Below are 24,657 nucleotides of genomic sequence, written 5' to 3'. Positions count from 1 at the left end.
CATTCCAATTCCGCTCTATGAAAATTTCTTGCGCCGATGCCCGGATGGCCAACTGATGGCCCATATCTGCCTGCTGCTCTCCGGCGCGGCGCTCCTGATCAACGGCCTGGGAACACTGGGGTTCCTGCCACGCCGCGATGCCGCGGTCTTCAGCCTCCTGGTGGGCAGCACCCAACTGGCGCTCGGCATCGCCTGCCTGGCGGTGGGCGGCACTGCGCCGCTGACTGCCGCAGGGATGTTCCTGTTCGGCACCACCTACGCCTATGTGGGCCTGGATGTCCTGCTGGGTCTTGGATCGAAGGGCCTGGGCTGGTTCTGCGGGATGGTGGCCGCCGTCGGGCTGGTCCTCGCCGGAGCCTGGCTGGGCTCCGACCCGCTGCTGGCTGTCCTGTGGCTGTGCTGGTCCGCGCTCTGGGGCCTGCTTTTTGCCTCCGCGGCCCTGGGCGTTACGCGGCTGGATCCGCTGGCCGGCTGGAGCCTGGTGCTGTCCAGCCAGGTCACGGCAACGGTTCCGGCACTCCTGGGGCTGGCCGGGCTGTGGCCTTCCGGGGGCGGCGCGGCGGGGGTTGCGGCGGTGCTGCTCGCGGGGGTTTTTGTGCTGGCACAGAGACTGGCCCGCCGGGGAGCTGCTGCTCCCCCGCGGGCCAGTGAAAAGGTGGCTCCCGGTCCTGCCGGCAGGGCGTCCTAGGGCCGGCGTGTTCCCAGGTCCGCGGCTGCCTGCCGGCGCTGCACCTGTCCCTCCACCAGCACGCCGGCAACGTAGACGGCGGGGACAGCCGCCAGGAGGGCCACCGCCGTTTCGGTGCTGCCGCCGATCAGCGCGGTGAAGTTGCTGACCACCAGGAACAGGATCCATGCCAGCAGGACGGCGGCGAGCGCCGGAGCCGCCAGGGTCTGCCACGGCTGGCCGGTGATGCGCTCCCGGCGGAAGAACCCGACGACGGCCACCGAGCAGAGGATGTACAGCACCAGCAGTGCCGCCACGGCCAGCCCGCTGAACCAGGAGAAGAGGCTCAGCACGGGGTCGAGGCCCAGGAGCGCGAAGGGGGCGACGAGCACGACGGCGGCGCCGGTCTGGATCCAGGCGGCCACGGCCGGGGCGCGGTGCCGGTTGGTCCTGGCGACGGCTGCGGGCATGGAGCCGTTCAGGGCCAGGGAGTGCAGGTACCGGTTGATGCCGTTGTGGAAGGCGATGATGCCGGCCAGCAGCGAGGTGACCAGCAGGACCCCGGTCACCACCCCGGCCCACGGGCCGAAGAGTTCCACCATGGGCCCCAGGACGAAGACGGTGGCGTCCCCTGATTCGAGGGCCGCCCCGGCGGCATCCATGACCTGGGAGGGGCCGTAGTAGCTGACCAGCATCCACGAGATGAACGAGAAGAAGACCGCGATGACGCCGACGGAAAGGTAGGTGGCACGGGCTACGGTGCGGTGCGGGTCTTCGGCTTCGGCCGAATAGATGGCGGTTGATTCGAAACCGAACATGGATGCCACGGCAAACATGATGGCCACGCCGGGAGCTCCGGCGCCGATTGCCGCGGGCGAGAAGGACGCAGCAAGGTCCAGGCCCTCCGGTCCGCCGCCGCGGAACAGCACGGTGAAGCCGAACAGCAGCAGCACGGCAACCTCCAGGCCCACCAGCAGGGCAAGGACCCGGGCACCGAGCTCGATGTTCAGCGAGCCGAGGACCTGCACGCCCGCCATGGTGGCCAGGGCCAGCAGCCACCACGGAACCTCCAGCCCCATTGAGGCCAGCAGCCCGGAGAACACGGCCCCGTAGAGCCCGTACATCGCGGCCTGGACGGTGTTGTAGGCCAGCAGCGCCAGCCACGCGGCGCCGGCCCCAATCCGCCTGCCGAACGCCGCGGTGATGTAGGCGTAGAAGGCGCCGTTGGCCTGGATCCTGCGGCTCATGGCCACGAAGCCCACCGCGAAGACGACGATCACGATGCCCACGATCAGGTAGGCGCCCGGGGCGCCGGCACCGTTGCCGAGCGCTGCGGCGAGCGGCGAGGCGCCCACGATGCCGGTCAGGGGCGCCTGCGCCGAAAGGACGAAGAAAAGGATGCCCAGCACGCCGATGCTGCCGGCGCGGAGGGCAGTGGAATGCTCCTTGGCCGGAGCGTCAGTGGTCCGGGACTCGTAATTGGAAATACTCATTGGATCCCTCTTAGCGGTCATGAGTTGGGGGGAAATGGCTATGGAATTCAGCTTGTCAAAGGACGTCCGCGGCGCTTTGTCCTGCAGCGATCAGTTGTTGTCGGTCAGCGCAGCGCCGGGCGGAGCGGCCAGCAGGGAAGCAGCCTGGAGTGCGGCCTCCATGCCGCTTTCGATGGCGCCGTCAATGAAGCCGCCCCACCCGTTGGCGATGTCCGAGCCGGCGAAGAGCACATTGCCGTGCGGTGCCTGCAGCGCAGCCAGGGATGTGGCGAGGAAGCCGGTGCGGTGCATGGGCCACGTTTCACCCGCGAGCGGGTCAGCCACCCAGTCGTGCGTCGCGACGTCGACGACCTCAAGTCCGGGGACCAGGCGTTCCAGCTGCGCCTGGACGGACGCCGGGTCACCGGCGTCGATCCTGGCGGCGTCGGGACCGAAGCCGACGGCGATCGTGTCGCCGTCGAGCGCGTACTCGACCTGGAAGAAATTCAGCGGCCAGTCGGCATTTCCCAGTGCCACAAACGGCGTGTGTTCACCGCGCAGCCGGATCCAGACCTTGACGCCCTTCGAGACCTGGCCGCGTGCGGCGCCGTCCGCCTTGCCGGACGGCAGTGGCGGCTCAAATGCCACCGCTGGCATGGCAGGAAGGGGAATGGTGACGACGGCGGCTTTGGCACCGATGGTGCGGCCGTCGGCACTGCGGACGGTGACGGATCCGCCGCCGTCCGTGATGCCCGCCACCTGAAAGCCGTAGTGGATGGGCGCGCCGGAGTCCCGCAGGATCGCTTCGGCGAGGGCAGCCGTGCCGCCGTCGATCTTGTACGTGGCACAGGCCTCGAAGTTGACGGCCCAGTCGCCGTTGGTGAGTGCCACCCAGCGCAGGGCCTGGGTGAGTGCCGCGTCGTCCAGCGGACCGTTGAAGTTCAGGGTCCAGAAGGATTCCAGGATGTCCCGGGCGGACCCGGGCGTGAACTGCTCCCGGATGCGGTCCCGGACGGAGACGTCGTCGATTTCCTTGAACGTGTCCTGCGCCAGGGGCTGGAACGGCTGCGGGAAGTAGGTCCGGGCCTCCTTGACGAAGTGGCTGTTGTGGCGGCCAATCAACTCCAGCAAGGTAGCGGGTGAGCCTTCGTGGCGGCCGCCGTCGGCCCACCAGTAGGCGCGCTGGGGCTCGGGACTGGGCACCGTGCCGATCCCGTAGCGCTTCAGTTCGGCCCAGACGTACGGCTGCGTCCAGTGCACCCAGGTGCCGCCGATCTCCAGGTCGCGGCCAAGGCGGCTGTCCAGCCAGGTCCTGCCGCCGATCCGGTCCCGGGCTTCCACGATCTGGACGGCGAAGCCCTGCCGGGTGAGTTCCCGCGCCGCTGTGAGTCCTGCGAAGCCGGCGCCCACCACTATGACGTCCACGTTTGCGTGCTCCATGGCTGTTCCTACGAGTAGACGAAGAACTCGACGGTGGGCGCCAGCACTGACCAGCGGGTCCTGGCGCCCTTGTTGAAGGAGGCCGAGCTGCCGGCAGTGAGGTCATAGGCCTCACCGCCCTCCACCTCGATCCGCAGGTGCCCCTCGATGATGTGGATGGTTTCGTCGGCCTCCATCAGGAGGTCGAAGGGTTCCGGCGCTTCGGCCGGGGTGACGTGCCAGTAGCCGCAGGCCAGGGCGGGGCGGTCCCCCTCGCCGAAACGGCGCACCCACTGGACTTGGCCGAGTTCGAAGGGCTCGTTCTTGGCGGGATCCAGGGTGGATGAGGTGGTGAAGGCAGGTGACAGTGACATGGATGCTCCGGAAATGATGGGGGCGGGCTCGCCGCCGGAAGAGTGGAAAGGGCGGTGCGCTTGTGACCGGCATCACCGCTGGAGCAATCTAAGCAATTGCTTAGTTTTAAGTCAAGAGCCCCGCGTGCCTGCGGAAGGGCTCGCTAGAATCGACGGCATGGCCTCTTCACCCTCCCGCGCTGCCGCTTCCTCCAGATACGGCACCGGACGCGAGGCCCTGCTCCGCGCCGCGGTGCACGTGGTGGCGCACAAGGGCCTCCGGGGCATGACCTACCGGGCGGTGGCGGAGGAGGCAGGGGTCAACAACAGCCTGGTGGCCCACCACTTCGGATCACGGGACGCGCTGATCGCGGCGGCCCTGGGCTGGGCTTCGGAGCAGTCCATCGCCGCCTCCCGTCTGCAGGAGGCCGCGCAGCAGGAGGACACCCTCACGGAGGCCCTGATGGCGCTGCTGCTCGCGGAGCCCGAACTGCAGGTCTTCCAGTACGAGATGATCCTGGAGGCGCGGCGGCGCCCTGAGCTGGCCGGGCCGGTATCCAAGCTCTATGAGAGCTACGTCAGCGCCCTGGCGGAGGGGCTGGAAGCGTTCGGGGTGGGTGGATCGGTGCGGGTGGTGGCCAGGGCGCTGTTCGCGGCCCTGGATGGCCTGGTCCTCCAGTTCCTGGCCGGCGTGGACCGGGAAGAGATCGCAGCCGCCCTGGAGGAAGTGCACCAGGTGATCATCCTGCGCCGGGACGGGCCGGCCGGGAGCGCCGGACTTTAACGCACAATGCCCCTGCCGGGCGCCAGTTGGCGCCCGACAGGGGCATGAACACTTTTTCTGGACGGCAGGTCCGGCTAGCGGAGCACCACGGTCCTGTTCCCTGCAGGATGACCCGTCCCTCGCAGTGCCAGCGGACGGCGTTGGACAGGGCCTTGCATTCGGTGTCGCGCCCGGCGGCCACCAGGTCCTCGGGGCCGTAGGTGTGGTCCACGTCCACCACCTGCTGGGAGATGATGGGTCCCTCGTCCAGCTCGGCGTTGACGTAGTGTGCGGTGGCGCCCACGGTCTTGACCCCGCGCGCGTAGGCCTGGTGGTACGGCTTGGCACCCTTGAAGCTGGGCAGGAACGAGTGGTGGATGTTGATGGCCCTGCCGTCCAGCTTGCGGGTCAGGTCGTCGCTGAGGACCTGCATGTAGCGGGCCAGCACCACCAGCTCCACGTCCAGCCCGTTCACCAGCTCCATCAGCCGGGCTTCGGCGTCAGGCTTGGTGTCGGCCGTAACGGGGATGTGGTGGAACGGGATGCCGTGCCACTCCACCAGGTCCTGGTGGTCCCGGTGGTTGGACACCACGGCCACCACGTCCACCGGCAGCTCGCCGATCCGCGCCCGGAACAGCAGGTCGTTCAGGCAGTGCCCGAACTTGGACACCATGATCAGCACCCTGCGCTTGGAGCCGTGGCGCTCCAGCTGCCACCGCATGCCGAACTTTTCGGCCACGGGGGCAAACGAGTCCCGCAGGGCCTGCAGCGTGGAGTCGTCCCCCTCGGAGGCGAAATGCACGCGCATGAAGAAGTGGCCTTCCGACCGCTCCCCGAACTGGTTGTTGTCGATGATGTCGCAGCCGTGTTCGAGCAGGAAACCGGAGACGGCGTGGACGATGCCCGGGCCTTCGGGGCAGTCCAGGGTGAGGACGTGCTCCACGGTGGTGGGTGCCTTCGGGGCGGGCAGGTGGGTTTCAGTGGCAGTCATGGCTCAGCACTCGATCACATTCACGGCAAGGCCTCCGCGGGAGGTTTCCTTGTACTTGGTTTTCATGTCAGCTCCTGTGTCACGCATTGTCTTGATGGCCTTGTCCAGGGAGACCTTGTGGCTGCCGTCCCCGTGCAGGGCCAGCCGGGCCGCGTTGATGGCCTTGACGCTGGCGATGGCGTTCCGCTCGATGCACGGGATCTGCACCAGGCCGCCCACGGGATCGCAGGTCAGGCCCAGGTTGTGCTCGATCCCCACCTCGGCGGCGTTTTCCACCTGGGCGGGCGTTCCGCCCAGCACCTCGCAGAGGCCGGCGGCGGCCATGGAGCAGGCCGAGCCCACCTCGCCCTGGCAGCCGACCTCGGCGCCGGAGATGGAGGCGTTCGTCTTGAAGAGGATGCCGACGGCGGCCGCCGCCAGCAGGAAGCGGACCACGCCGTCGTCGTCGGCGCCCGGAACAAACTTCACGTAGTAGTGCAGCACTGCGGGCACGATGCCGGCCGCACCGTTGGTGGGGGCGGTGACGATCCGCCCGCCCGCGGCGTTCTCCTCATTCACGGCGAGGGCGAACAGGTTCACCCACTCCATGGCCAGCAGCGGGTCGGCCGGCGCCTGGACGGGCGACGGCGTTGCTGCCGCCGCTTCCGCGCTGGCCGCGGATGCCGTCAGGGTGCGGAACAGCGCGGGCGCGCGGCGGGGCACTTTCAGCCCGCCGGGCAGGATGCCCTCGGCGTTGCAGCCGTTCTCCACGCATTCGCGCATGACGGCCCACAGCCCCAGCAGCTTTTCCCGGAGCTCGGCCTCGGTGTGCCAGGTCAGCTCGTTGGCGAGCATAACGTCGGAGATGGACATGTTTTCGCGGCTGCAGATCTCCAGCAGTTCGTCAGCGGTGCTGAACTGGTAGGGCAGGACCGTGTCATCCGCCACCACCTTGTCCGCCCCGGCGGCGTCGCCGTCGACGACGAAGCCGCCCCCAATTGAATAGAAGCTCCGCTCGCTGAGCACCGACCCGGTGTGGTCAAGGGCCCGGAACGTCATGCCGTTGGGGTGCGCGGGAAGGGACTTGCGCCGGTGCAGCACCACGTCCTCGTCCCAGTTGAAGTCCACCCGGTGGGTGCCGGCAACGTGGAGCTCAGCGTCCAGGGCGGCCGCGGCCACCTGGTCGTCCGCCGTGAAGGTGTTCACGGTTTCCGGTTCCAGGCCCTGCAGCCCCAGGACAACGGCTTTATCGGAGCCGTGCCCGCGCCCGGTGGCGCCGAGCGAGCCGAACAGTTCCGACTGGACCCGGACGGTGGAGCTGAGCTGCCCGTCAGCCTTCAGGCCGTCGGCGAACTGCTTGGCCGCCCGCATCGGGCCCACCGTGTGTGACGACGAGGGCCCGATGCCAACGGAAAACAGGTCCAGGACGCTGAGCGCCATCAGGGAACCTCAGGTGAGGCGTACTCCCGCATGCCGTCCAGGAGCCAGCGGCCCAGGAATCGGCGAAGGACGCCCGGGGAAGATCCGGAAGGACTCCTCACCCGTCTTCCACAGGATGGTGGGGATGTTCCCGATCTCGGTGGAGTAGGCGGTCCCGGCCTTGAACTCCCGGGGGTGCAGGTCCAGCGAGCAGCCCTTCTCGAGGACGGCCCGCGCCCGGGGGCCGCTCAGCTCGAAGGTGGTCCGGTTGGCGGAGAGGTCCACCACCTGGCCCTGGCCGTCGGCCAGGGCATCCTGCAGGGCCTGGATCAGGTCGCCGCCCAGGGACTCGTGCGCCTCGGTGGGGGCAACCACCAGGAACTCGGCGGGTCCCAGCCAGAGGACCGAGACATCGCCCTTTTTCACGACCTCGCCGCACTTAGCGGGCAGGCCGCCTGTGACGGCGGCGAGCCGCTGGCCCGCTTCGGAGCCGGCGTCAGCCCGCAGGCCCACCAGGGTGAGGAAGGGCAGCTCGCCCAGTTCCACCGTGCCTGCCAGCGAGCCGGCCGTGAAGGCCTCCCGCAGCTGTGCTGCCGGGCTGATGCGGACGGAGAGGTTCTTTTCCGCGGAGCTCTGGGCGGGGGATGCTGCTGTTTCAGCCATCTTTACGGGTCCCTTCGGTGTCAAAAAGCACTGTTTCTGCAACAACCACGTCCACCAGCTGGTCGCCGGCGGCGGCCACCAGGGTTTCGCCGATGCGGTTGCGGCCGTTCTTGATCAGGGCCAGGCCGAACGACCGGCCCAGTGCTGCGCTGTGGTAGCTGGAGGTGACGAAGCCCTCCATGGGCACGGGCCCGTAGGCCGGGTTGGTGGAGCGGCCCTTTTCCACCAGCTGGGTGCCTTCGGGCAGCCGCAGCGTGCCGTCCACCGGCAGGACGCTGACCAGGTGCTTGCGGTCTTCGCGCTGCTGGTCCACCCGGGAGTAGGAGCGCTTGCCGATGAAGTCCTTGGCCTTGGAGACGATCCATTCCATGCCCGCGTCCTGCGGGGTGACGGTTCCGTCGGTGTCCTGCCCCACGATGGGGTAGCCCTTTTCGGCACGCAGCACGTGCATGGTCTCGGTGCCGTACGGGGTGATGTTGAACTCGGCACCCGCGGCGGCCACCGCTTCCCAGGTGTTGAGCCCGTACCAGGTGGGAACGTTGATTTCGTAGGCCAGTTCACCGGAGAAGGAGATCCGGCAGATCCGGGCACGGACGCCGGAAGCGAGGGTGGTTTCCCGGAAGGTCATGAACGGGAAGGCCTCGGTCTCCAGGCCGCCGTCGGCAGCGAGTTCCGGTGCCAGCTTCGCGATCACGGCGCGGGACTTGGGCCCGACGACGGCGATGGTGCTCCACTGTTCGGTCACCGAGGTGCAGTGCACGTCCAGTTCCGGCCATTCGGTCTGCAGCCATTCCTCCAGCCAGTCCAGCACCTTGGCGGCACCGCCGGTGGTGGTGGTCATGAAGTAGCGGTCCTCGTCGAGGCGGAGCGTGACGCCGTCGTCGAAGATCATGCCGTCCGGCGTGCACATGACGCCGTACCGTGCCGAACCCGGGGCCAGCTTCTTGAACGCGTTGGTGTAGACGCGGTTCAGGAACTCGCCCGCGTCCTTGCCGCGGATCTCGATCTTGCCCAGGGTGGTGGCATCCATGAAGCCCACGGACTCGCGGACGGCGGCGCACTCGCGCAGCACGGCGGCGTCCATGTCCTCACCGGCCTGCGGGTAGTACCAGGGCCGCTTCCACTGTCCCACGTCCTCGAAGAGGGCGCCCTTGGCCACGTGCCACGGGTGGATGGACGTGATGCGGGCGGGGTCGAAAAGTTCGCCGCGCTGGCGTCCGGCCAGTGCCGCGAAGGCCACCGGGGTGAACGGTGCGCGGTACGTGGTGGTTCCGATGTCGCCGATGCCGCGGGATGCTTCGCCGGCCGTGCGCAGTGCCGCGGCGATGACGCCGATGGCATTGACGCCGGAGGTCTTGCCCTGGTCGTTGGCGGTGCTGATGGAGGTGTAGCGCTTCACGTGCTCAACTGAGCGCATGCCGGCTCCGGTGGAGCGCAGGACGTCGGCCACGGACTGGTCGCGCTGGAAGTCCACGAAGTGGTGGTGCCAGTCGTCCGGGGTGCCGTTCTCGCCCGGGACCAGCCACAGCTGGCGGGTGGGTGCGGCGGCCTTCGGCTCGTCCAGCGGGGACGGCTCGACGGCGGAGCTGAAGCCGGCGGCGATGGCTGCGGACGCGCCCGCGGAAATGCCTTCGGTGAAGCAATCCTGGGTGGCGAAGGAGCCGCGGCCGGAGCCGATGGTCTGCTGGTTGGGGACCACGGTGCTCGGCACGAACGCGGCGAGATCCTCGTCCCAGCGCAGCTTGCCCTGGCGCTGGGAGTGCAGGTGCACCAGCGGGCTCCAGCCGCCGGACACGGCCAGCAGGTCGCAGGCCATCTGCTCGACGCCCGAGGTGAGCTCGCCGTCGTCGTTGATGCTGCGGATGGTGACGCCGTTGAGGCGGCCGTCCGCATCTGCGGAGGTGTTGGCAACGGCGCTGCCGATCAGCACCCGGGTGCCTGCCTCGACGGCGGCGGCTGCCACCGGGGAGATCTGCGGCCGGGCGTCCACGACGGCGCCGACCTTGACGCCGGCAGCCTGGAGGTCGGCGGCCAGGGCGTAGGCGCTGTCATTGGTGGTGCTGATGACCACGCGCTGGCCGGCGGCCACTGCGTAGCGGTTCAGGTAGCTGCGGACTGCCGAGGCGAGCATGATGCCCGGGCGGTCGTTGTTCTCGAACACCAGCGGACGCTCGTGGGCACCGGGGGCCAGCACAACCTGCTTGGCACGGATGTGCCAAATCCGCTGTCGGGACACTCCGGGAGCGGCGGGGCTGGAGAGGTGGTCGGTGCGGTTCTGCACGGCAATGACGTAGTTGGCGTCGTACGCGCCGAACGCCGTGGTGCGGTTCAGGACGGTGGATTCCGCGCCGGACACCAGCTCGGCTTCAACGTCGGCAACCCATTCGAGTGCGGGCTTGCCCTCGATGGTCTCGGCAAGCTCCGGCGACGTGGAGCCGGAGAGCAGGGAGCCGCCCAGTTCGGGCTGGTCGTCCAGCAGCATGACGCGGGCGCCGGTGCGGACGGCTTCGCGGGCAGCGGCCAGGCCGGCGGGGCCGCCACCGACCACCAGGACGTCGGTGTGGACGTACTTCTTGTCGTACTCGGCGCGGTCCTCGTCGGGATCCAGCCGGCCCAGTCCGTTCAGCAGTTCTGCCTTCAGGCCGTCCACCAGGGACACGGTGGTGGCGGGAGCATGGACTCTGCCACGTGGCCCGGGAAGCGGGGAGCGATCTTGACCAGGGCGTTGGGTTCCTCCACGCCGGCGGCCAGGATGCCGCGGGGGCGGTCCTCATAGAGGGAGCTGCCGACGGCGACGCGGCCGTTGGCGAGCAGCGCCGAGGCGAGCGTGTCCCCGGGGTGGCCGGTGTATTCCTCACCGTCGACGGTGAAACGCCAGGAGATGGTGCGGTCGATGCGGCCGCCGGATGCGAGGCGGGCGTTCTGGGAAGTCACTGGGCTGCTCCTTCCGGGGCTGCGGGGGTGGCGGGGGAAATGCTTGTGCATGAGATGTCGGGCGCGGCGGTCCCGGTGGTGGTGCTGTCCGCGGCGGTGCTGGCGGTGCCGAATTCCGCGGTCTGCCGTCCGGCCAGGTCCGGCCGGGGCGTGCCCATCGGGTAGACGGCCTTGATGTCGTAGCTCACGGTGTCCCGGAGCATGTTGAACCACTGGCGGCAGCCGGTGCTGTGGACCCACCGCTCGGCGAAGGTGCCCTTGGGGTTCTCGCGGTAGAAGAGGTACCGGGACCACTCCACGTCGTTCAGTTCGTTCGGGTTTTCGGGGTATGCCACGTGGGCCTGGCCGCCGTAGTGGAATTCGGTTTCATCCCGGGGGCCGCAGTTGGGGCATGAGATCAGCAGCATGTGCGTTGTCTTTCTGTGGTGGCGGCGGCTAGCTGGGCCACGGCGGCGGCGCCGTGTTCGTCGATGAGGGCGCCGGTTTCGAAGCGCTCCAGGGAGAACGGCTGGTTCAGCTTGTGCGGGGCGCCCGTGGCGATGGTGTGGGCGAAGGTCATTCCGGCGGCCGGAGTTCCCTTGAACCCGCCGGTGCCCCAGCCGCAGTTCACGAACATGTTGTCCACCGGCGTGGTGCCCACGATCGGGGAGGCGTCCAGCGTGGTGTCCACGATTCCGCCCCAGGTCCGGAGCACGTGGGCCCGGGCAAAGATGGGGAAGAGTTCGACGGCGGCGGCCATCTGCTGCTCGATCACGTGGAAGGAGCCGCGCTGGCCGTAGCCGTTGTAGGAGTCAATGCCGGCGCCCATGACCAGTTCGCCCTTGTGCGCCTGGGAGACGTAGACGTGGACGTGGTTGGACATGACCACGGTGGGGTGGACCGGCTCGTGGAGTTCGGACACCAGGGCCTGCAGCGGGTGGGACTGGATGGGCAGCTGGAAGCCGGCCATTTCGGCCAGGACCGAGCTGTGCCCGGCGGCGCAGAGGCCCACCTTTTCGGTGTTGATGGTGCCGCGGGTGGTCTTGACGCCCACCACCTTGTTGCCGTCCTTCAGGAAGCCGGTGACTTCGCAGTTCTGGATGATGTCGACGCCCATTTCGTCGCACTTGCGGGCGAAGGCCCAGGCCACGTGGTCGTGCTTGGCGATGCCTGCTCGCGGCTGGTAGGTGGCGCCCATGACGGGGTAGCGGATGTCGTCGTTGATGTTCAGGATGGGGCAGAGTTCCTTGACCTGCTTCGGGTCCAGCCACTCCGCGTCCACGCCGTTGAGCTTGTTGGCGCCCACGCGGCGCATGCTTTCGCGCACGTCGCCGAGGGTGTGGGCCAGGTTCATCACGCCGCGCTGGCTGAAGAGGAAGTCGTACTCCAGCTCCTCCGGCAGGATTTCCCACAGCTTGAGGGCGTGCTCGTAGATGGCTGCGCTCTCGTCCCAGAGGTAGTTGGACCGGATGATGGTGGTGTTCCGGGCCATGTTGCCGCCGGCCAGCCAGCCCTTTTCGAGGACGGCAATGTTGGTCATGCCGTGGTTCTTCGCCAGGAAGTATGCGGTGGCCAGGCCGTGCCCGCCGCCGCCCACTACCACTGCGTCATAGGAGGACTTGGGCTCCGGGTTCCGCCAGAGGAAATCCGGGTGCTCCGGAAGCTGGTGCGTGCTCACTGGGCGGCTCCAATCAGGTCTGCCTCGGCGGCGGCCAGGGCGGCGTCGTCGTTGAGGTGCGGGTAGAGGGGGAACTTGTCGGCAAGGGCGGTGACGCGGCTGCGGAGTTCGCTGGCGGTGTCGTCGGCCAGGGTGCCGGTGCCGGCGGCGGCGATGAGCGCGGTGGCGATGATGTCAGCGACTTCGGCGAACTCGGCGGCACCGAAGCCGCGGGCGGCCAGGGCCGGCGTGCCGATGCGCAGGCCGGAGGAAACCATCGGCGGGCGGGGGTCGAACGGGACGGCGTTGCGGTTGACCGTGATGCCGATCCGGTGCAGCGCGTCCTCGCCCTGCTGGCCGTCGAGTTCGGAGTTGCGCAGGTCCACGAGGACCAGGTGGACATCCGTACCGCCGTTGACCACGGAGATGCCGGCGGCCCCGACGTCGGACTGCAGCAGGCGCTCGGCGATCAGCTTGGCGCCGTGCAGGACGCGCTCCTGGCGTTCCTTGAATTCAGGGGCGGCAGCCAGCTTGAAGGCCACGGCCTTTGCGGCGATGACGTGCTCCAGGGGTCCGCCCTGCTGGCCGGGGAACACGGCGCTGTTGATCTTCTTGGCGTACTCCTCCTTGGCCATGATGACGCCGCCGCGGGGTCCGCCCAGGGTCTTGTGGGTGGTGGTGGTGACGACGTCCGCAAAGGGGACGGGGTTGGGGTGCAGTCCTGCAGCCACCAGCCCGGCGAAGTGGGCCATGTCCACCATCAGGTAGGCACCCACGAGGTCGGCGATGCGGCGGAACTCGGCGAAGTCCAGCTGGCGGGAGTAGGCGGACCAGCCGGCCACGATCAGCTTGGGCTTGTGTTCCAGGGCCAGGCGCTCCACTTCGGCCATGTCCACGCGGAGGTCGGATTCGCGGACGTGGTACGGGACCACGTTGTAGAGCTTGCCGGAGAAGTTGATCTTCATGCCGTGGGTCAGGTGTCCGCCGTGGGCCAGGGAGAGCCCCAGGATGGTGTCGCCCGGGTTCAGCAGGGCGAACATGGCGGCAGCGTTGGCCTGTGCGCCGGAGTGCGGCTGCACGTTGGCGAATTCGGCACCGAACAGGGCCTTGACGCGGTCGATGGCGAGCTGCTCGATGACGTCCACGTGCTCGCAGCCGCCGTAGTAGCGCTTTCCGGGGTAGCCCTCGGCGTACTTGTTGGTCAGGACCGAGCCCTGGGCTTCCATCACGGCGGACGGAGCGAAGTTCTCCGAGGCGATCATCTCGAGCGTGGACTGCTGCCGCTCCAGCTCCTTTGCTACGGCGGCAGCAACATCGGCGTCGACCTGGGCCAGTGAGGCGTTCAGTACGTTCTGCATGTTTCTCCTTGAAAAAGCCCTTGGGTTACTGATCCACAACTGATCTGTAACTGATATATTAGAACTAACGCAATAGTATGTTGCAGGTCACGAAGCAGTCAACAGCAACTTTTTGGAGAGTCCCTGATGAGCCTGATGCTGGAGAACCACCTGGAGATCGAAGGCGATCTCTCGTTGGCCGAGCGTGCCTACCGGCATCTCCGGGACCGGCTGATCATGCTGGACATCCGGCCCGGTGACGCCATCAACGACGGCAAGCTGGCCGCGGAGATGGGCATCGGACGCACTCCCGTCCGGGAAGCGCTGAAGCGGCTTGAAAGCGACCACCTGGTGATCTCCTACCCGCGGCGCGGCACCTTCGCCACCATCGTGGATATCACCGAGCTGGCCGACGTCTCGGAACTGCGGGAGTCACTGGAGCCGCTGGCCGCACGGCGCGCCGCCAAGCTGGCCACGCCGGCGATTCGCGCGGAACTGCGCAATACTGCGGCCTCGATTGCGAAAATGGCCACCGCGGAGGATCCCTACGACCTCATGCGGTATGACATCACGGTGCACCGCCTCATCTACCGCGCGGCTGGAAACGCCCATCTTGAAGATGTCCTGATCCGCTACGACAACCTCGCCACCCGGATCTGGTGCATGGTTCTGGACAAAGTGCCGTCCGTGGCCGGTCACGTTTCCGAGCACGTGGAGCTGCTGGAGGCCATTGCCGACGGCGATGCGGAGCGGGCGGGCAAGCTCGCCTTGGAGCACGTGACCAGCTTCGAGCAGGCCATCCGCAGCGTGCTCTAGGCTGGCAGGCTTAGGAATCCAGGGGGTCGAGCCGCTTCCGCAGGAGGCAGAACTCGTTGCCCTCCGGGTCCTGCAGGACGTGCCACGGCTCGTCGCCGGCCTGCCCCACGTCGGCCGGCCGGGCGCCGAGGGCGAGCAGCCGCTCCAGCTCGGCGGCCTGGTCCCGGTCCACCGGGTTGACGTCGATGTGCAGCGGCAGCCTTCCGGTCCGCGGATTGCTGCTGGGGCTCAGGATGATGGTGGGCTGCAGGCCCCCGAACCCGGCGGCGGGACCGATTTCGATCGCCCCGTCCTCACGGTCGAGCTCCACGTAGCCCAGGACGTCGCACCAGAAGCGGGCGAGCACTTCGGGGTCGGCGCAGTTGAGGACCAGTTCGCTGATGCGGCATGACATGGTGTCCAGTGTATTGGGTGTGACGTGGAATACTTCCGTAGAGGCAAGCCGGAACCGCCGGCGGACGCAGGAAGGGCCACACGAATGCAGGAAACCGCCAGGGTGGACGGAACGCCGCTGGAGCACGTGCTGGCAGCACTGTCCCGTGAACGGGGCAAGGGGCTGCTGCCGGACCCGGCCTTCGACCGCCGCCTGGAGCGGACCCTGCCCCTGCTGGCGGATCTCTTCGGCTCCCTGTACAGCTCGCGGCCGGACTGGCAGGACCAGCTGGCAGCCCTCATTGTGCAGGCAGCCCGGTCCTGGCAGGAGCGGCCTGCCGGGCTGAAGGACCTGGACGCAGAGTGCGAAGGCGACAGCGGCTGGTTCCAGTCCAACACCATGCTGGGCGGCGTCTGCTACGTGGACCGCTATGCGGAAAGCCTGGAGGGCGTCCGCGCCCGGATCCCGTACTTCAAGGAGCTGGGCCTGACCTACCTGCACCTCATGCCGCTGTTCCTGGCCCCCGAGCCGCACTCCGACGGCGGCTACGCGGTGTCCAGCTACCGGGAGGTCAACCCGAAGCTGGGAACCATGGAGCAGCTGCGGTCCCTGGCGGCAGACCTGCGGAGCAACGGGATCAGCCTGGTGGTGGACTTCATCTTCAACCACACCTCGGACGAGCACGAGTGGGCCCGCAAGGCGGCTGCCGGCGATCCCGAATACAGCGACTACTACTGGATTTTCCCGGACCGGACCATGCCGGACGCCTTCGAGCAGAACGTGCGTGAGATCTTCCCGGAAAACCACCCCGGATCCTTCATCCAGATGGCGGACGGCCGGTGGGTCTGGGCCACCTTCCACACCTACCAGTGGGACCTGAACTACTCCAACCCGGACGTCTTCCGCGCCATGGCCGGGGAAATGCTGTTCCTGGCGAACCAGGGCGTGGACATCCTCCGCATGGATGCCGTGGCCTTCATTTGGAAGGAGCTGGGCACCTCCTGCGAGAGCCGGCCCGAGGCGCACACCCTGCTCCGCGCCTTCAACGCGGTGTGCCGGCTGGCGGCGCCGTCGCTGCTGTTCAAGTCCGAGGCCATCGTGCATCCGGACGAGGTGGCGCTCTACATCGACCCCGCCGAATGCCAGATTTCCTACAACCCGCTGCAGATGGCGCTGATCTGGGAGTCCCTGGCCACGCGGGACGCCTCGCTGCTGGCCCAGGCCCTGGAGCGGCGGCACAACATCCCGGCCGGCACGTCCTGGGTCAACTACGTCCGCAGCCACGACGACATCGGCTGGACCTTCGCGGACGAGGATGCCGCGGAACTGGGCATCAACGGCTTCGACCACCGCCGCTTCCTGAATTCCTTCTACGTCAACCGGTTCCCCGGCAGCTTCGCCCGCGGCGTCCCCTTCCAGGACAACCCGCGCACCGGCGACTGCCGCATTTCAGGCACGACGGCGTCTCTGTGCGGTATGGAGGTCAACCCCGCCGAGGCGGTGGAACGGATCCTCCTGGCCCACTCGGTTGCCTTCAGCACCGGCGGCATCCCGCTGCTGTACCTGGGCGACGAGGTGGCCCAGCTCAACGACTACGACTATGCCCGGGAGCCGGGCCACGGGGAGGACAGCCGCTGGGTGCACCGGCCGCACTACCCGGCCGCGCAGTATGCCCGCCGCAACGACCCCGCCACACCGGAAGGCGCCGTGTACGCGGGGCTGAAGCGGATGATCGAAGTCCGCGGCGCCGCCCCTGAACTGGCCGGAACCACGCTGCTCGATTTCGATACCCACAACCGCAGCGTCCTGGCGTACCAGCGGCCGGCAAGCGCGGCCGACGGCGGCCAGACGCGGGTCCTTGCCCTCGCCAACTTCGGCGACTCCACCCAGCAGCTCCCAGCGGAAACCTTCGGCGGATACCTGCCTGCCGCCGTCGACCTTCTCTCGGAAGCCACGCTGGACCTGGGCGAAGGCGTCACGCTGCTCCCCCGCCAGTATCTCTGGCTGCGCGTCATGCCCGGCTAGCACCGGCGCCCGTTTTCCCAACCGGCCCCGGGCCGTGAAACCATACGGATCATGCCCCAGAAGATTGCGTACCAGGGTGAGCCCGGCGCCAACTCCAATATTGCCTGCCAGCAGATGTTCCCGGACATGGAAAGCGTGCCGTGCGCGAGCTTTGAGGACGCCTTCGAGCTGGTGGCCAGCGGCGAGGCCGATTTGGCCATGATCCCCATCGAGAACTCCATTGCCGGCCGGGTGGCGGACATCCACATCCTGCTGCCGCAGTCCAACCTGCAGATCGTGGGCGAATACTTCCTGCCCATCCACTTCGACCTGCTGGGCATTCCGGGCAGCACCATCGAGGGGGCCACCGAGGTGCACAGCCACATCCACGCCCTGGGCCAGTGCCGGCGCCTGATCCGCGAGGCCAGCCTGCGCCCGGTCATCGCCGGCGACACAGCAGGATCCGCCCGTGAAGTGGCCGAATGGAACGATCCCCGCAAGCTGTCCCTGGCTCCCCCGCTGGCCGCACAGATCTATGGCCTCGAGGTGCTGGCGTCCCGGGTGGAGGACGATCCCTCCAACACCACCCGGTTCGTGGTCCTGGCACGTGAAAAGGAACTGCCGGCCCGGGACGAGCTGCCCGGGCCGGCAGTCACCAGCTTTGTGTTCCGCGTGCGCAACGTCCCGTCCGCGCTGTACAAGGCGCTGGGCGGTTTCGCCACCAACGGCGTGAACATGACCCGGCTTGAGAGCTACATGGTGGGCAACGAGTTCGCCGCCACCATGTTCATGGCCGACGTCGAAGGCCACCCCGAGGACCTGCCGCTGAAGCTGGCCCTCGAGGAACTGGACTTCTTCACCACCGAGGTGCGGATCCTGGGCGTCTACGCCGCGGCCGACTACCGCGCGGCGGCCGCCACGGCCTGACGCGGCTGCTGCCCGGGCTTCAGGAACCGGGCGAAGAACGCACCCAGTTCCGCGGTGGCGGTCAGCGGCAGGACGTTGGCCACATACTGGTCCGGGCGGACCACCACCACGGCACCGTTGCGGTCCAGGCCGCGGAGGTCGAAGATGTCCGCGTTCGGGTCCGTGCCGTAGACCTTCTCGTAGTCGGTCAGCTTGAACGGGCCCACCTGCGGCTTGAACACCGCGGGAACCTTGTTGATGTCGACGGCGGTGTGCCCCTGCTGGTAGATGACCTTCAGGTCGAACCAGGCATCCGGGTCGCCGCCCTCCGGGGTGGCAGCCAAGGGTGATTCCGGCGAGCTGGCGAACCATTCGGCCAGCAGGTCGGTGGCCGAACCGGTCCCCGGCTGTGCCGCGTCCGCAAACACGTAGATCCGCCAGCGGCCGTCCGCGGTGGCGTGGTGGCCCAGGTGGATCGGGTTGGTGTCCGCCACCCGGACCACGGGGGCGGACTTGAAGCGTTTGCCCACGGGGAAACCGGTGGCCAGGTCCTGGTGGTCGTCGGTCCCGACAATCAGGGACGGGGCGTACTGGGTCATGAACCCGGCAGGGAATTCGGCGGTACGGACGTAGAAGTCTTCCAGGTCCGAGGGGTGTTCGAAGTCCTCGGGCTTTTTTGGCCATCATGGATGACCATTCCTTGTCGAAGTCGATGAGGTTCTTCGCCACCACCTGGCGCTCTTCGGAGTAGGTAGAGAGCAGGCTCTCCGGGCTGCGGCCCTCCAGGACATGGCCCAGCTTCCACGCGATGTTGAAGCCGTCCTGCATGGACACGTTCATCCCCTGGCCCGCCTTGGCGCTGTGGGTGTGGCAGGCGTCGCCGGTTATGAAGACGCGCGGGGTGCGGGTGCCGCGGTCCTCCGGCAGGACGTCGTCGAACCGGTCGGTGAGGCGGTGGCCCACCTCGTAGACGCTGTGCCAGGCGACGTTGCGGACGTCCAGGGTGTAGGGGTGGAGAATCTCGTTCGCCTTGTGGATGATTTCGTCGATGCTGGTGTTCCGCACCGCATGGTGGGTGGCGGGGTCCACCTCCCCCAAATCCACGTACATGCGGAACAGGTGTCCGCCTTCGCGCGGGATCAGCAGGATGCTGCCCTTTTCGCCCTGGATGGCGCACTTGGTGCGGATATCCGGAAAATCGGTCACCGCGAGCGTGTCCATGACACCCCAGGCATGGTTGGCCTGGTCGCCGGCGAGGGTGCAGCCGATGGCCTGGCGCACCTTGCTGCGTGCGCCGTCGGCACCCACCACGTACTTGGCGCGGACAACGCGCTCCTGCCCCTCGTTGGGCCCGGACGTGTGGAGCAAGGTCACCGTGACCGGGTACTCGCCGCTGTCCGCGACCTCCAGGCCCTGGAACTCGTAGCCGAAGTCCGGCTTCAGGCGTGACGGCGAGTTGGCGGCAAATTCCGCGAAGTAGTCCAGGACGCGGGCCTGGTTGACGATGAGGTGCGGGAATTCGCTGATGCCCGTCTCGTCGTCGACGGCGCGGGCGGAGCGGACGATGTTCGCACGGTTGGCCGGGTCCGGCTTCCAGAAGGCCATCTCGGTAATCCGGTAGGCCTCGGCGGTGATCCGCTCGGCAAAACCGAAGGCCTGGAAAGTCTCCACGCTGCGGGCCTGGATGCCGTCGGCCTGGCCGATGGCCAGCCGTCCGGGGCGGCGCTCGATGATGCGCGTGGTGACGCCCGGGAACATCGAGAGCTGCGCGGCGGCAAGCATGCCGGCAGGGCCCGTGCCAACGATCAGCACATCCACTTCGTCCGGAAGTTCTTCGGGGCGGTTGATGCCGACGCCGGCGGCCGGCTGGACCCGCGGGTCACCGGATACGTAGCCGTGGTGGTGAAACTGCACGGTATTCCTCACTTCTTTGTGGTGGCTGTTGTGTTCTATATCGGAACAAGTGATTCGATAATGGAAACGATGGAACTTGGCATCCACTGTACGCCCGATGTGACGCGGGCGACAAGTGCCCCTCAATCACCGCGGAACCCCGCGGAAAAAGGGGGTTGACGAACGCCGGCTCAAGGTGAATAGTGATCGTATACGATTTCGTACCTGATGAGGAGAAGCTTTGGAGCAGGTCAACGAAGACACGCTGGTATCAGCCCGCAAGGTCATCGCGGTGCACATCAACTACCCCAGCCGGGCGGCCCAGCGCGGCCGCACCCCCGCCCAGCCCTCCTACTTCCTCAAGCCCTCCAGCTCCCTGGCACTGACCGGCAGCACCGTGGAGCGGCCGGCGGGCTGTGAACTGCTTGGCTACGAGGGCGAGATCGCCCTGGTGATCGGCAAGGCGGCCCGCCGCGTCAGCATCGAGGACGCGTGGAGCCACGTTGCCGGCGTCACCGCCAGCAACGACCTGGGGGTGTACGACCTGCGCTGGGCGGACAAGGGATCCAACCTCCGGTCCAAGGGCGGGGACGGCTTCACCCCCGTGGGCCCGGCACGGATCCCGGCAGACGCCGTCGACCCCGCGCAGCTGCGGATCCGCACCTGGCACAACGGCCACCTGGTCCAGGACGACACCACGGAAGACCTCCTCTTCCCGTTCGCCCGGCTGGTAGCGGACCTGTCCCAGCTGCTCACCCTGGAGGAGGGGGACATCATCCTGACCGGCACCCCGGCCGGTGCTTCGGTGGCCAAGCCCGGCGATGTGCTCGAGGTGGAGGTTTCCGCCGGCAACCTCACCACGGGACGGCTGGCCACCACCGTTGTGGAAGGCACGACGCCGTTCGCGGACTTTGGTGCCGGGCCCAAGGTCGATGACCTGCAGCGGGAGGAAGCGTACGGCTCGCGCGAAGCGGCCGGACTTCCCGCCGCTGACAGCGTGTTGACGCCGGAGCTGAAGGCCAAGCTGGAATCCGTGGCCACCGCCACCCTGTCCTCGCAGATGCGCAAGCGCGGCCTGAACAATGTCAGCATCGACGGCCTGCAGGGCACCCGCCCGGACCGCCGCGTGGTGGGACTGGCCCGGACCCTGCGCTACGTGCCCAACCGCGAGGACCTCTTCAAGACCCACGGCGGTGGCTTCAATGCGCAGAAGAAGGCCATCGACTCGGTCAACGAGGGCGAAATCCTGGTGATGGAGGCCCGCGGCGAGAAGGGCACGGGCACTGTTGGTGACATCCTGGCCCTCCGCGCCCAGGTCCGCGGCGCCGCAGCCATCATCACCGACGGCGGCGTCCGCGACTTCACCGCCGTGGCGGGCCTGGACATGCCCACATGGTTCGCCAACCCGCACCCCGCGGTCCTCGGCCGCCGCCACATCCCCTGGGACACGGACATCACCATCGCCTGCGGCGGTGCCACGGTCCAGCCCGGCGACATCATCGTGGCCGACGCTGACGGCATCCTGGTCATCCCGCCGCCCATCGCCGAAGAACTGGTGGACGACTGCATCCAACAGGAGAAGGAAGAAGCCTTCATCTTCGAGATGGTCAAGGAGGGCAACAGCGTGGACGGCCTCTACCCGATGAACGCCGAATGGCAGAACAAGTACGCGGAGTGGGAACGAATGGGAAGCAGGAAAAGCTGATGACTGAAACGGCCGTCACCGACCTCCCCGCTGGCGCTCCCGGCAGCAAATCCGAACAGGCGTACCAGGCCGTTAAGGCGCGGATCGTCGAGGGCACCTACACCCCCGGGTACCGGCTGGTGCTGGGCACCATCGCCAAGGACCTCGGCTTCAGCGTGGTCCCGGTCCGCGAAGCCATCCGCCGGCTGGAGGCCGAAGGCCTGGTGAAGTTCGAACGCAACGTGGGCGCCACCGTAGCCGGCATCGACCCCACCGAATACCTGTACACCATGCAGACGCTCAGCATCGTGGAAGGTGCGGCCACCGCACTGTCCGCCCCGCTGATCGATGCGGTGGCCATCGCACGGGCCCGCGCCGTGAACGAGGAAATGCGCGAATGCCTTGAACACTTCAACCCCGTCCGGTTCACCCAACTGAACCAGGACTTCCACAGCGTCCTCTTCGAGCACTGCCCCAACCCGCACATCCTGGACCTGGTCCACCGCGGCTGGAACCGGCTGGCCGCCCTGCGGTCCTCCACGTTCCGCTTCGTCCCCGGCCGGGCCCGCGAATCGGTGGCGGAGCACGAAGGGCTGCTGCAGCTCATCGAATCCGGCGCCGACCCGGACACCATCGAAAAAGCCGCCCGCCAGCACCGGGCGGCCACCCTGGACGCATACCTCGCCCAAGCAAAGCACCAGTAAGGACATCAACGATGACGACCTCCGTAGAAACCAGCCAGCACTACGTCCCCAAGGACCTGCCCGCCCATATCCAGCACTACATCAACGGCGAGTTCGTTGACTCCGTGGGCGGGAAGACCTTCGACGTCCTGGATCCCGTTTCCAACCGCAACTACGCCACCGCCGCAGCCGGCCAGAAAGAGGACATCGACCTGGCCGTTGCCGCCGCCCGCGAAGCGTTCGTGAACGGCCCGTGGCCGAAGATGAAGCCCCGCGAACGCGCCCGCGTCCTGAACAAAATTGCCGACGCCGTCGAAGCCCAGGAAGCACGCCTGGCCGAGCTCGAAACCTTCGATACCGGCCTGCCGATCACCCAGGCCAAGGGCCAGGCCCTGCGCGCGGCCGAGAACTTCCGCTTCTTCGCGGACCTGATCGTGGCCCAGTTCGACGACGCCATGAAGGTCCCCGGCTCGCAGATCAACTACGTCAACCGCAAGCCGATCGGCGTCGCAGGCCTGATCACCCCGTGGAACACCCCGTTCATGCTGGAGTCCTGGAAGCTCGCCCCCGCGCTGGCCACCGGCAACACCGTGGTGCTGAAGCCGGCCGAGTTCACGCCGCTGTCCGCCTCGCTGTGGGCCACCATCTTCAAGGAAGCGGGCCTGCCCGACGGCGTCTTCAACCTGGTCAACGGCCTGGGCGAGGAAGCCGGTGACGCCTTGGTCAAGCACCCGGACGTTCCGCTGATCTCCTTCACCGGCGAGACCACCACCGGCCAGACGATTTTCCGGAACGCGGCCGCCAACCTCAAGGGCCTGTCCATGGAACTCGGCGGCAAGTCCCCGTGCGTCGTGTTCGCCGACGCCGACCTGGACGCCGCGATCGATTCCGCCCTGTTCGGGTCTTTTCCCTGAACGGCGAGCGCTGCACGGCCGGCTCCCGCATCCTGGTGGAGCGGGCCATCTATGACGAGTTCTGCGAGAAGTACGCCGCCCGGGCCAGGAACATCGTCGTCGGCGATCCCCACGATCCCAAGACCCAGGTGGGCGCCCTGGTCCACCCGGAGCACTACGAGAAGGTCGCATCCTACGTGGAGATCGGCAAGTCCGAGGGCCGGCTCCTCGCCGGCGGCGGCCGCCCCGGCCACCTGCCCGAAGGCAACTACATCGCACCCACCGTGTTCGCCGACGTCGCCCCCGACGCCCGGATCTTCCAGGAGGAAATCTTCGGACCCGTCGTGGCCATCACCCCGTTCGAGAACGACGATGAGGCCCTCGCCCTGGCCAACAACACCAAGTACGGCCTGGCCGCCTACATCTGGACCCAGAACCTCACCCGGGCCCACAACTTCTCGCAGAACGTCGAGGCCGGGATGGTGTGGCTGAACAGCCACAACGTCCGCGACCTGCGCACCCCGTTCGGCGGCGTCAAGGCCTCCGGCCTGGGCCACGAAGGCGGCTACCGCTCCATCGACTTCTACACCGACCAGCAGGCCGTGCACATCACCCTCGGCACCGTGCACACCCCCAAATTCGGCGCCTAACCAGCAAGCCCCTTTCAAAGAAGAGAGACCATCATGACCAACTTCGTTCCCACCCCCACCGTCCCGGCACCGGACATCGTCCGCTGCGCCTACATGGAGATCGTGGTCACCGACCTCGCCAGGTCCCGCGAGTTCTACGTGGACGTCCTGGGCCTGCACGTCACCGAGGAAGACGAGAACGCGATCTACCTGCGGTCCCTGGAGGAGTTCATCCACCACAACCTGGTCCTCCGCAAGGGGCCGGTGGCCGCCGTCGCCGCCTTCGCCTACCGGGTGAAGTCCCCCGCCGAGGTGGACGCCGCCGAGGCCTACTACAAGGAACTCGGCTGCCGGGTGGAGCGCCGCAAGGAAGGCTTCACCAAGGGCGTGGGCGACTCCGTCCGCGTGGAGGACCCGCTGGGCTTCCCCTACGAGTTCTTCTACGACGTGGAGCACGTGGAGCGCCTCACCCAGCGCTACGACCTGTACTCCGCCGGTGAGCTGGTCCGCCTGGACCACTTCAACCAGGTCACCCCGGACGTCCCCCGCGGCCGCAAGTACCTGGAGGACCTGGGCTTCCGCGTCTCCGAGGACATCAAGGATTCCGACGGCGTCACGTACGCCGCGTGGATGCACCGTAAGCAGACCGTCCACGACACCGCCCTCACCGGCGGCAACGGCCCCCGCATGCACCACGTCGCGTTCGCCACGCACGAGAAGCACAACATCATCCAGATCTGCGACAAGATGGGCGCCCTGCGCATCAGCGACCGGATCGAACGCGGCCCCGGCCGGCACGGCGTGTCCAACGCTTTCTACCTCTACATCCTGGACCCGGACGGCCACCGCATCGAGATCTACACCCAGGACTACTACACCGGCGATCCGGACAACCCCACCATCACCTGGGACGTCCACGACAACCAGCGCCGCGACTGGTGGGGCAACCCCGTGGTCCCGTCCTGGTACACCGAGGCCTCCCTGGTCCTGGACCTGGACGGCAACCCGCAGCCGGTCATCGAGCGCGAGGAAAAGTCCGAAATGGCAGTGACAGTGGGCGCCGACGGCTTCTCCTACACCCGCAAGGACGGCTCACCGGAAGGTGACCGGACCGGGTTCAAGCTGGGAGTGCAGGTCTGACCC

Annotated in this window: 15 protein-coding genes and 6 pseudogenes; 9 read left to right on the top strand and 12 right to left on the bottom strand. The window is 67.7% G+C overall.

Going from position 1 to position 24,657, the window contains the following annotated elements:
* Positions 1 to 55: 55 nt before the first annotated feature.
* On the top strand, positions 56 to 688 hold the full coding sequence (locus ACPEE0_RS00640; RefSeq protein WP_424573749.1) for an AmiS/UreI family transporter: 633 nt from the start codon (positions 56 to 58) through the stop codon (positions 686 to 688).
* Here ACPEE0_RS00640 and ACPEE0_RS00635 read toward each other — a convergent pair.
* The 3 genes from ACPEE0_RS00635 to ACPEE0_RS00625 all read right to left on the bottom strand — a co-directional run bounded on the left by ACPEE0_RS00635 (position 685) and on the right by ACPEE0_RS00625 (position 3,932).
* Positions 685 to 2,160 (bottom strand): APC family permease, encoded by a 1,476-nt coding sequence (locus ACPEE0_RS00635; protein ID WP_424573748.1) that lies wholly within the window; start codon positions 2,158 to 2,160, stop codon positions 685 to 687. The two genes, ACPEE0_RS00640 and ACPEE0_RS00635, sit on opposite strands and share 4 nt — an antisense overlap.
* A gap of 90 nt (positions 2,161 to 2,250) precedes the next feature.
* Positions 2,251 to 3,579, bottom strand: coding sequence for a flavin monoamine oxidase family protein (locus tag ACPEE0_RS00630; protein ID WP_424573747.1), 1,329 nt, complete (start codon positions 3,577 to 3,579; stop codon positions 2,251 to 2,253).
* A gap of 8 nt (positions 3,580 to 3,587) precedes the next feature.
* Positions 3,588 to 3,932, bottom strand: coding sequence for a cupin domain-containing protein (locus ACPEE0_RS00625; RefSeq protein ID WP_009357351.1), 345 nt, complete (start codon positions 3,930 to 3,932; stop codon positions 3,588 to 3,590).
* Between the two features lie 157 nt (positions 3,933 to 4,089).
* Here ACPEE0_RS00625 and ACPEE0_RS00620 point away from each other — a divergent pair, with 157 nt between their 5' ends.
* On the top strand, positions 4,090 to 4,695 hold the full coding sequence (locus tag ACPEE0_RS00620) for a TetR/AcrR family transcriptional regulator (RefSeq protein WP_407710190.1): 606 nt from the start codon (positions 4,090 to 4,092) through the stop codon (positions 4,693 to 4,695).
* A gap of 74 nt (positions 4,696 to 4,769) precedes the next feature.
* Here the strand turns inward: ACPEE0_RS00620 and purU are convergent.
* The 7 genes and pseudogenes from purU to glyA all read right to left on the bottom strand — a co-directional run bounded on the left by purU (position 4,770) and on the right by glyA (position 13,654).
* Positions 4,770 to 5,665 (bottom strand): annotated as a pseudogene (gene purU, locus ACPEE0_RS00615) (formyltetrahydrofolate deformylase).
* Between the two features lie 3 nt (positions 5,666 to 5,668).
* On the bottom strand, positions 5,669 to 7,084 hold the full coding sequence (locus ACPEE0_RS00610; protein WP_133347654.1) for an L-serine ammonia-lyase: 1,416 nt from the start codon (positions 7,082 to 7,084) through the stop codon (positions 5,669 to 5,671).
* Positions 7,084 to 7,726: pseudogene (locus ACPEE0_RS00605) on the bottom strand (sarcosine oxidase subunit gamma). Before ACPEE0_RS00605 ends, ACPEE0_RS00610 begins: the two are co-directional and overlap by 1 nt.
* Positions 7,719 to 10,660 (bottom strand): annotated as a pseudogene (locus tag ACPEE0_RS00600) (sarcosine oxidase subunit alpha family protein). The pseudogenes ACPEE0_RS00605 and ACPEE0_RS00600 overlap by 8 nt, the downstream one beginning before the upstream one ends.
* Positions 10,657 to 11,067, bottom strand: a complete 411-nt coding sequence (locus ACPEE0_RS00595) for a sarcosine oxidase subunit delta (protein WP_424573746.1) — start codon at positions 11,065 to 11,067, stop codon at positions 10,657 to 10,659. Before ACPEE0_RS00595 ends, ACPEE0_RS00600 begins: the two are co-directional and overlap by 4 nt.
* Positions 11,058 to 12,317, bottom strand: a complete 1,260-nt coding sequence (locus ACPEE0_RS00590; protein ID WP_424573745.1) for a sarcosine oxidase subunit beta family protein — start codon at positions 12,315 to 12,317, stop codon at positions 11,058 to 11,060. The genes ACPEE0_RS00595 and ACPEE0_RS00590 overlap by 10 nt, the downstream gene beginning before the upstream one ends.
* The gene (glyA, locus tag ACPEE0_RS00585) at positions 12,314 to 13,654 is read right to left on the bottom strand and encodes a serine hydroxymethyltransferase (protein WP_407710194.1); all 1,341 of its coding nucleotides are present in this window, start codon (positions 13,652 to 13,654) and stop codon (positions 12,314 to 12,316) included. The genes ACPEE0_RS00590 and glyA overlap by 4 nt, the downstream gene beginning before the upstream one ends.
* 126 nt (positions 13,655 to 13,780) lie before the next feature.
* Here glyA and ACPEE0_RS00580 point away from each other — a divergent pair, with 126 nt between their 5' ends.
* Positions 13,781 to 14,449, top strand: a complete 669-nt coding sequence (locus ACPEE0_RS00580; protein ID WP_407710195.1) for a GntR family transcriptional regulator — start codon at positions 13,781 to 13,783, stop codon at positions 14,447 to 14,449.
* 10 nt (positions 14,450 to 14,459) lie between these two features.
* Here the strand turns inward: ACPEE0_RS00580 and ACPEE0_RS00575 are convergent, their stop codons facing one another.
* Positions 14,460 to 14,843, bottom strand: a complete 384-nt coding sequence (locus tag ACPEE0_RS00575; protein WP_009357360.1) for a VOC family protein — start codon at positions 14,841 to 14,843, stop codon at positions 14,460 to 14,462.
* Positions 14,844 to 14,927: 84 nt separating this feature from the next.
* Between ACPEE0_RS00575 and ACPEE0_RS00570 the strand changes: the two are divergent.
* Positions 14,928 to 15,806: pseudogene (locus ACPEE0_RS00570) on the top strand (alpha-amylase family glycosyl hydrolase); the annotation flags it as partial.
* Between the two features lie 1,092 nt (positions 15,807 to 16,898).
* Complete coding sequence (locus ACPEE0_RS00565; RefSeq protein WP_133347638.1) at positions 16,899 to 17,753, top strand: prephenate dehydratase; 855 nt, start codon at positions 16,899 to 16,901, stop codon at positions 17,751 to 17,753.
* Here ACPEE0_RS00565 and ACPEE0_RS00560 read toward each other — a convergent pair.
* A pseudogene (locus ACPEE0_RS00560) lies at positions 17,726 to 19,646 on the bottom strand (FAD-binding monooxygenase). The gene ACPEE0_RS00565 and the pseudogene ACPEE0_RS00560 sit on opposite strands and share 28 nt — an antisense overlap.
* Positions 19,647 to 19,866: 220 nt before the next feature.
* Between ACPEE0_RS00560 and ACPEE0_RS00555 the strand changes: the two are divergent.
* From ACPEE0_RS00555 to hpaD, 4 genes and pseudogenes are all read left to right on the top strand, one after another.
* Positions 19,867 to 21,330 carry a fumarylacetoacetate hydrolase family protein gene (locus tag ACPEE0_RS00555; protein ID WP_407710197.1) on the top strand — a complete coding sequence of 488 codons (1,464 nt, stop codon included), beginning with the start codon at positions 19,867 to 19,869 and terminating at the stop codon, positions 21,328 to 21,330.
* Positions 21,330 to 22,013, top strand: coding sequence for a GntR family transcriptional regulator (locus ACPEE0_RS00550; protein WP_407710198.1), 684 nt, complete (start codon positions 21,330 to 21,332; stop codon positions 22,011 to 22,013). Before ACPEE0_RS00555 ends, ACPEE0_RS00550 begins: the two co-directional genes overlap by 1 nt.
* A gap of 11 nt (positions 22,014 to 22,024) precedes the next feature.
* A pseudogene (hpaE, locus tag ACPEE0_RS00545) lies at positions 22,025 to 23,535 on the top strand (5-carboxymethyl-2-hydroxymuconate semialdehyde dehydrogenase).
* 33 nt (positions 23,536 to 23,568) lie between these two features.
* On the top strand, positions 23,569 to 24,654 hold the full coding sequence (gene hpaD / locus ACPEE0_RS00540; RefSeq protein ID WP_407710200.1) for a 3,4-dihydroxyphenylacetate 2,3-dioxygenase: 1,086 nt from the start codon (positions 23,569 to 23,571) through the stop codon (positions 24,652 to 24,654).
* Positions 24,655 to 24,657 lie beyond the last annotated feature (3 nt).

Source organism: Arthrobacter sp. SD76 (assembly GCF_049726125.1).
Lineage (GTDB): Bacteria > Actinomycetota > Actinomycetes > Actinomycetales > Micrococcaceae > Arthrobacter > Arthrobacter nitrophenolicus.
The sequence above is the reverse complement of the archived record's forward strand: the minus strand, read 5'-3'. Positions and strand labels throughout refer to the sequence as shown.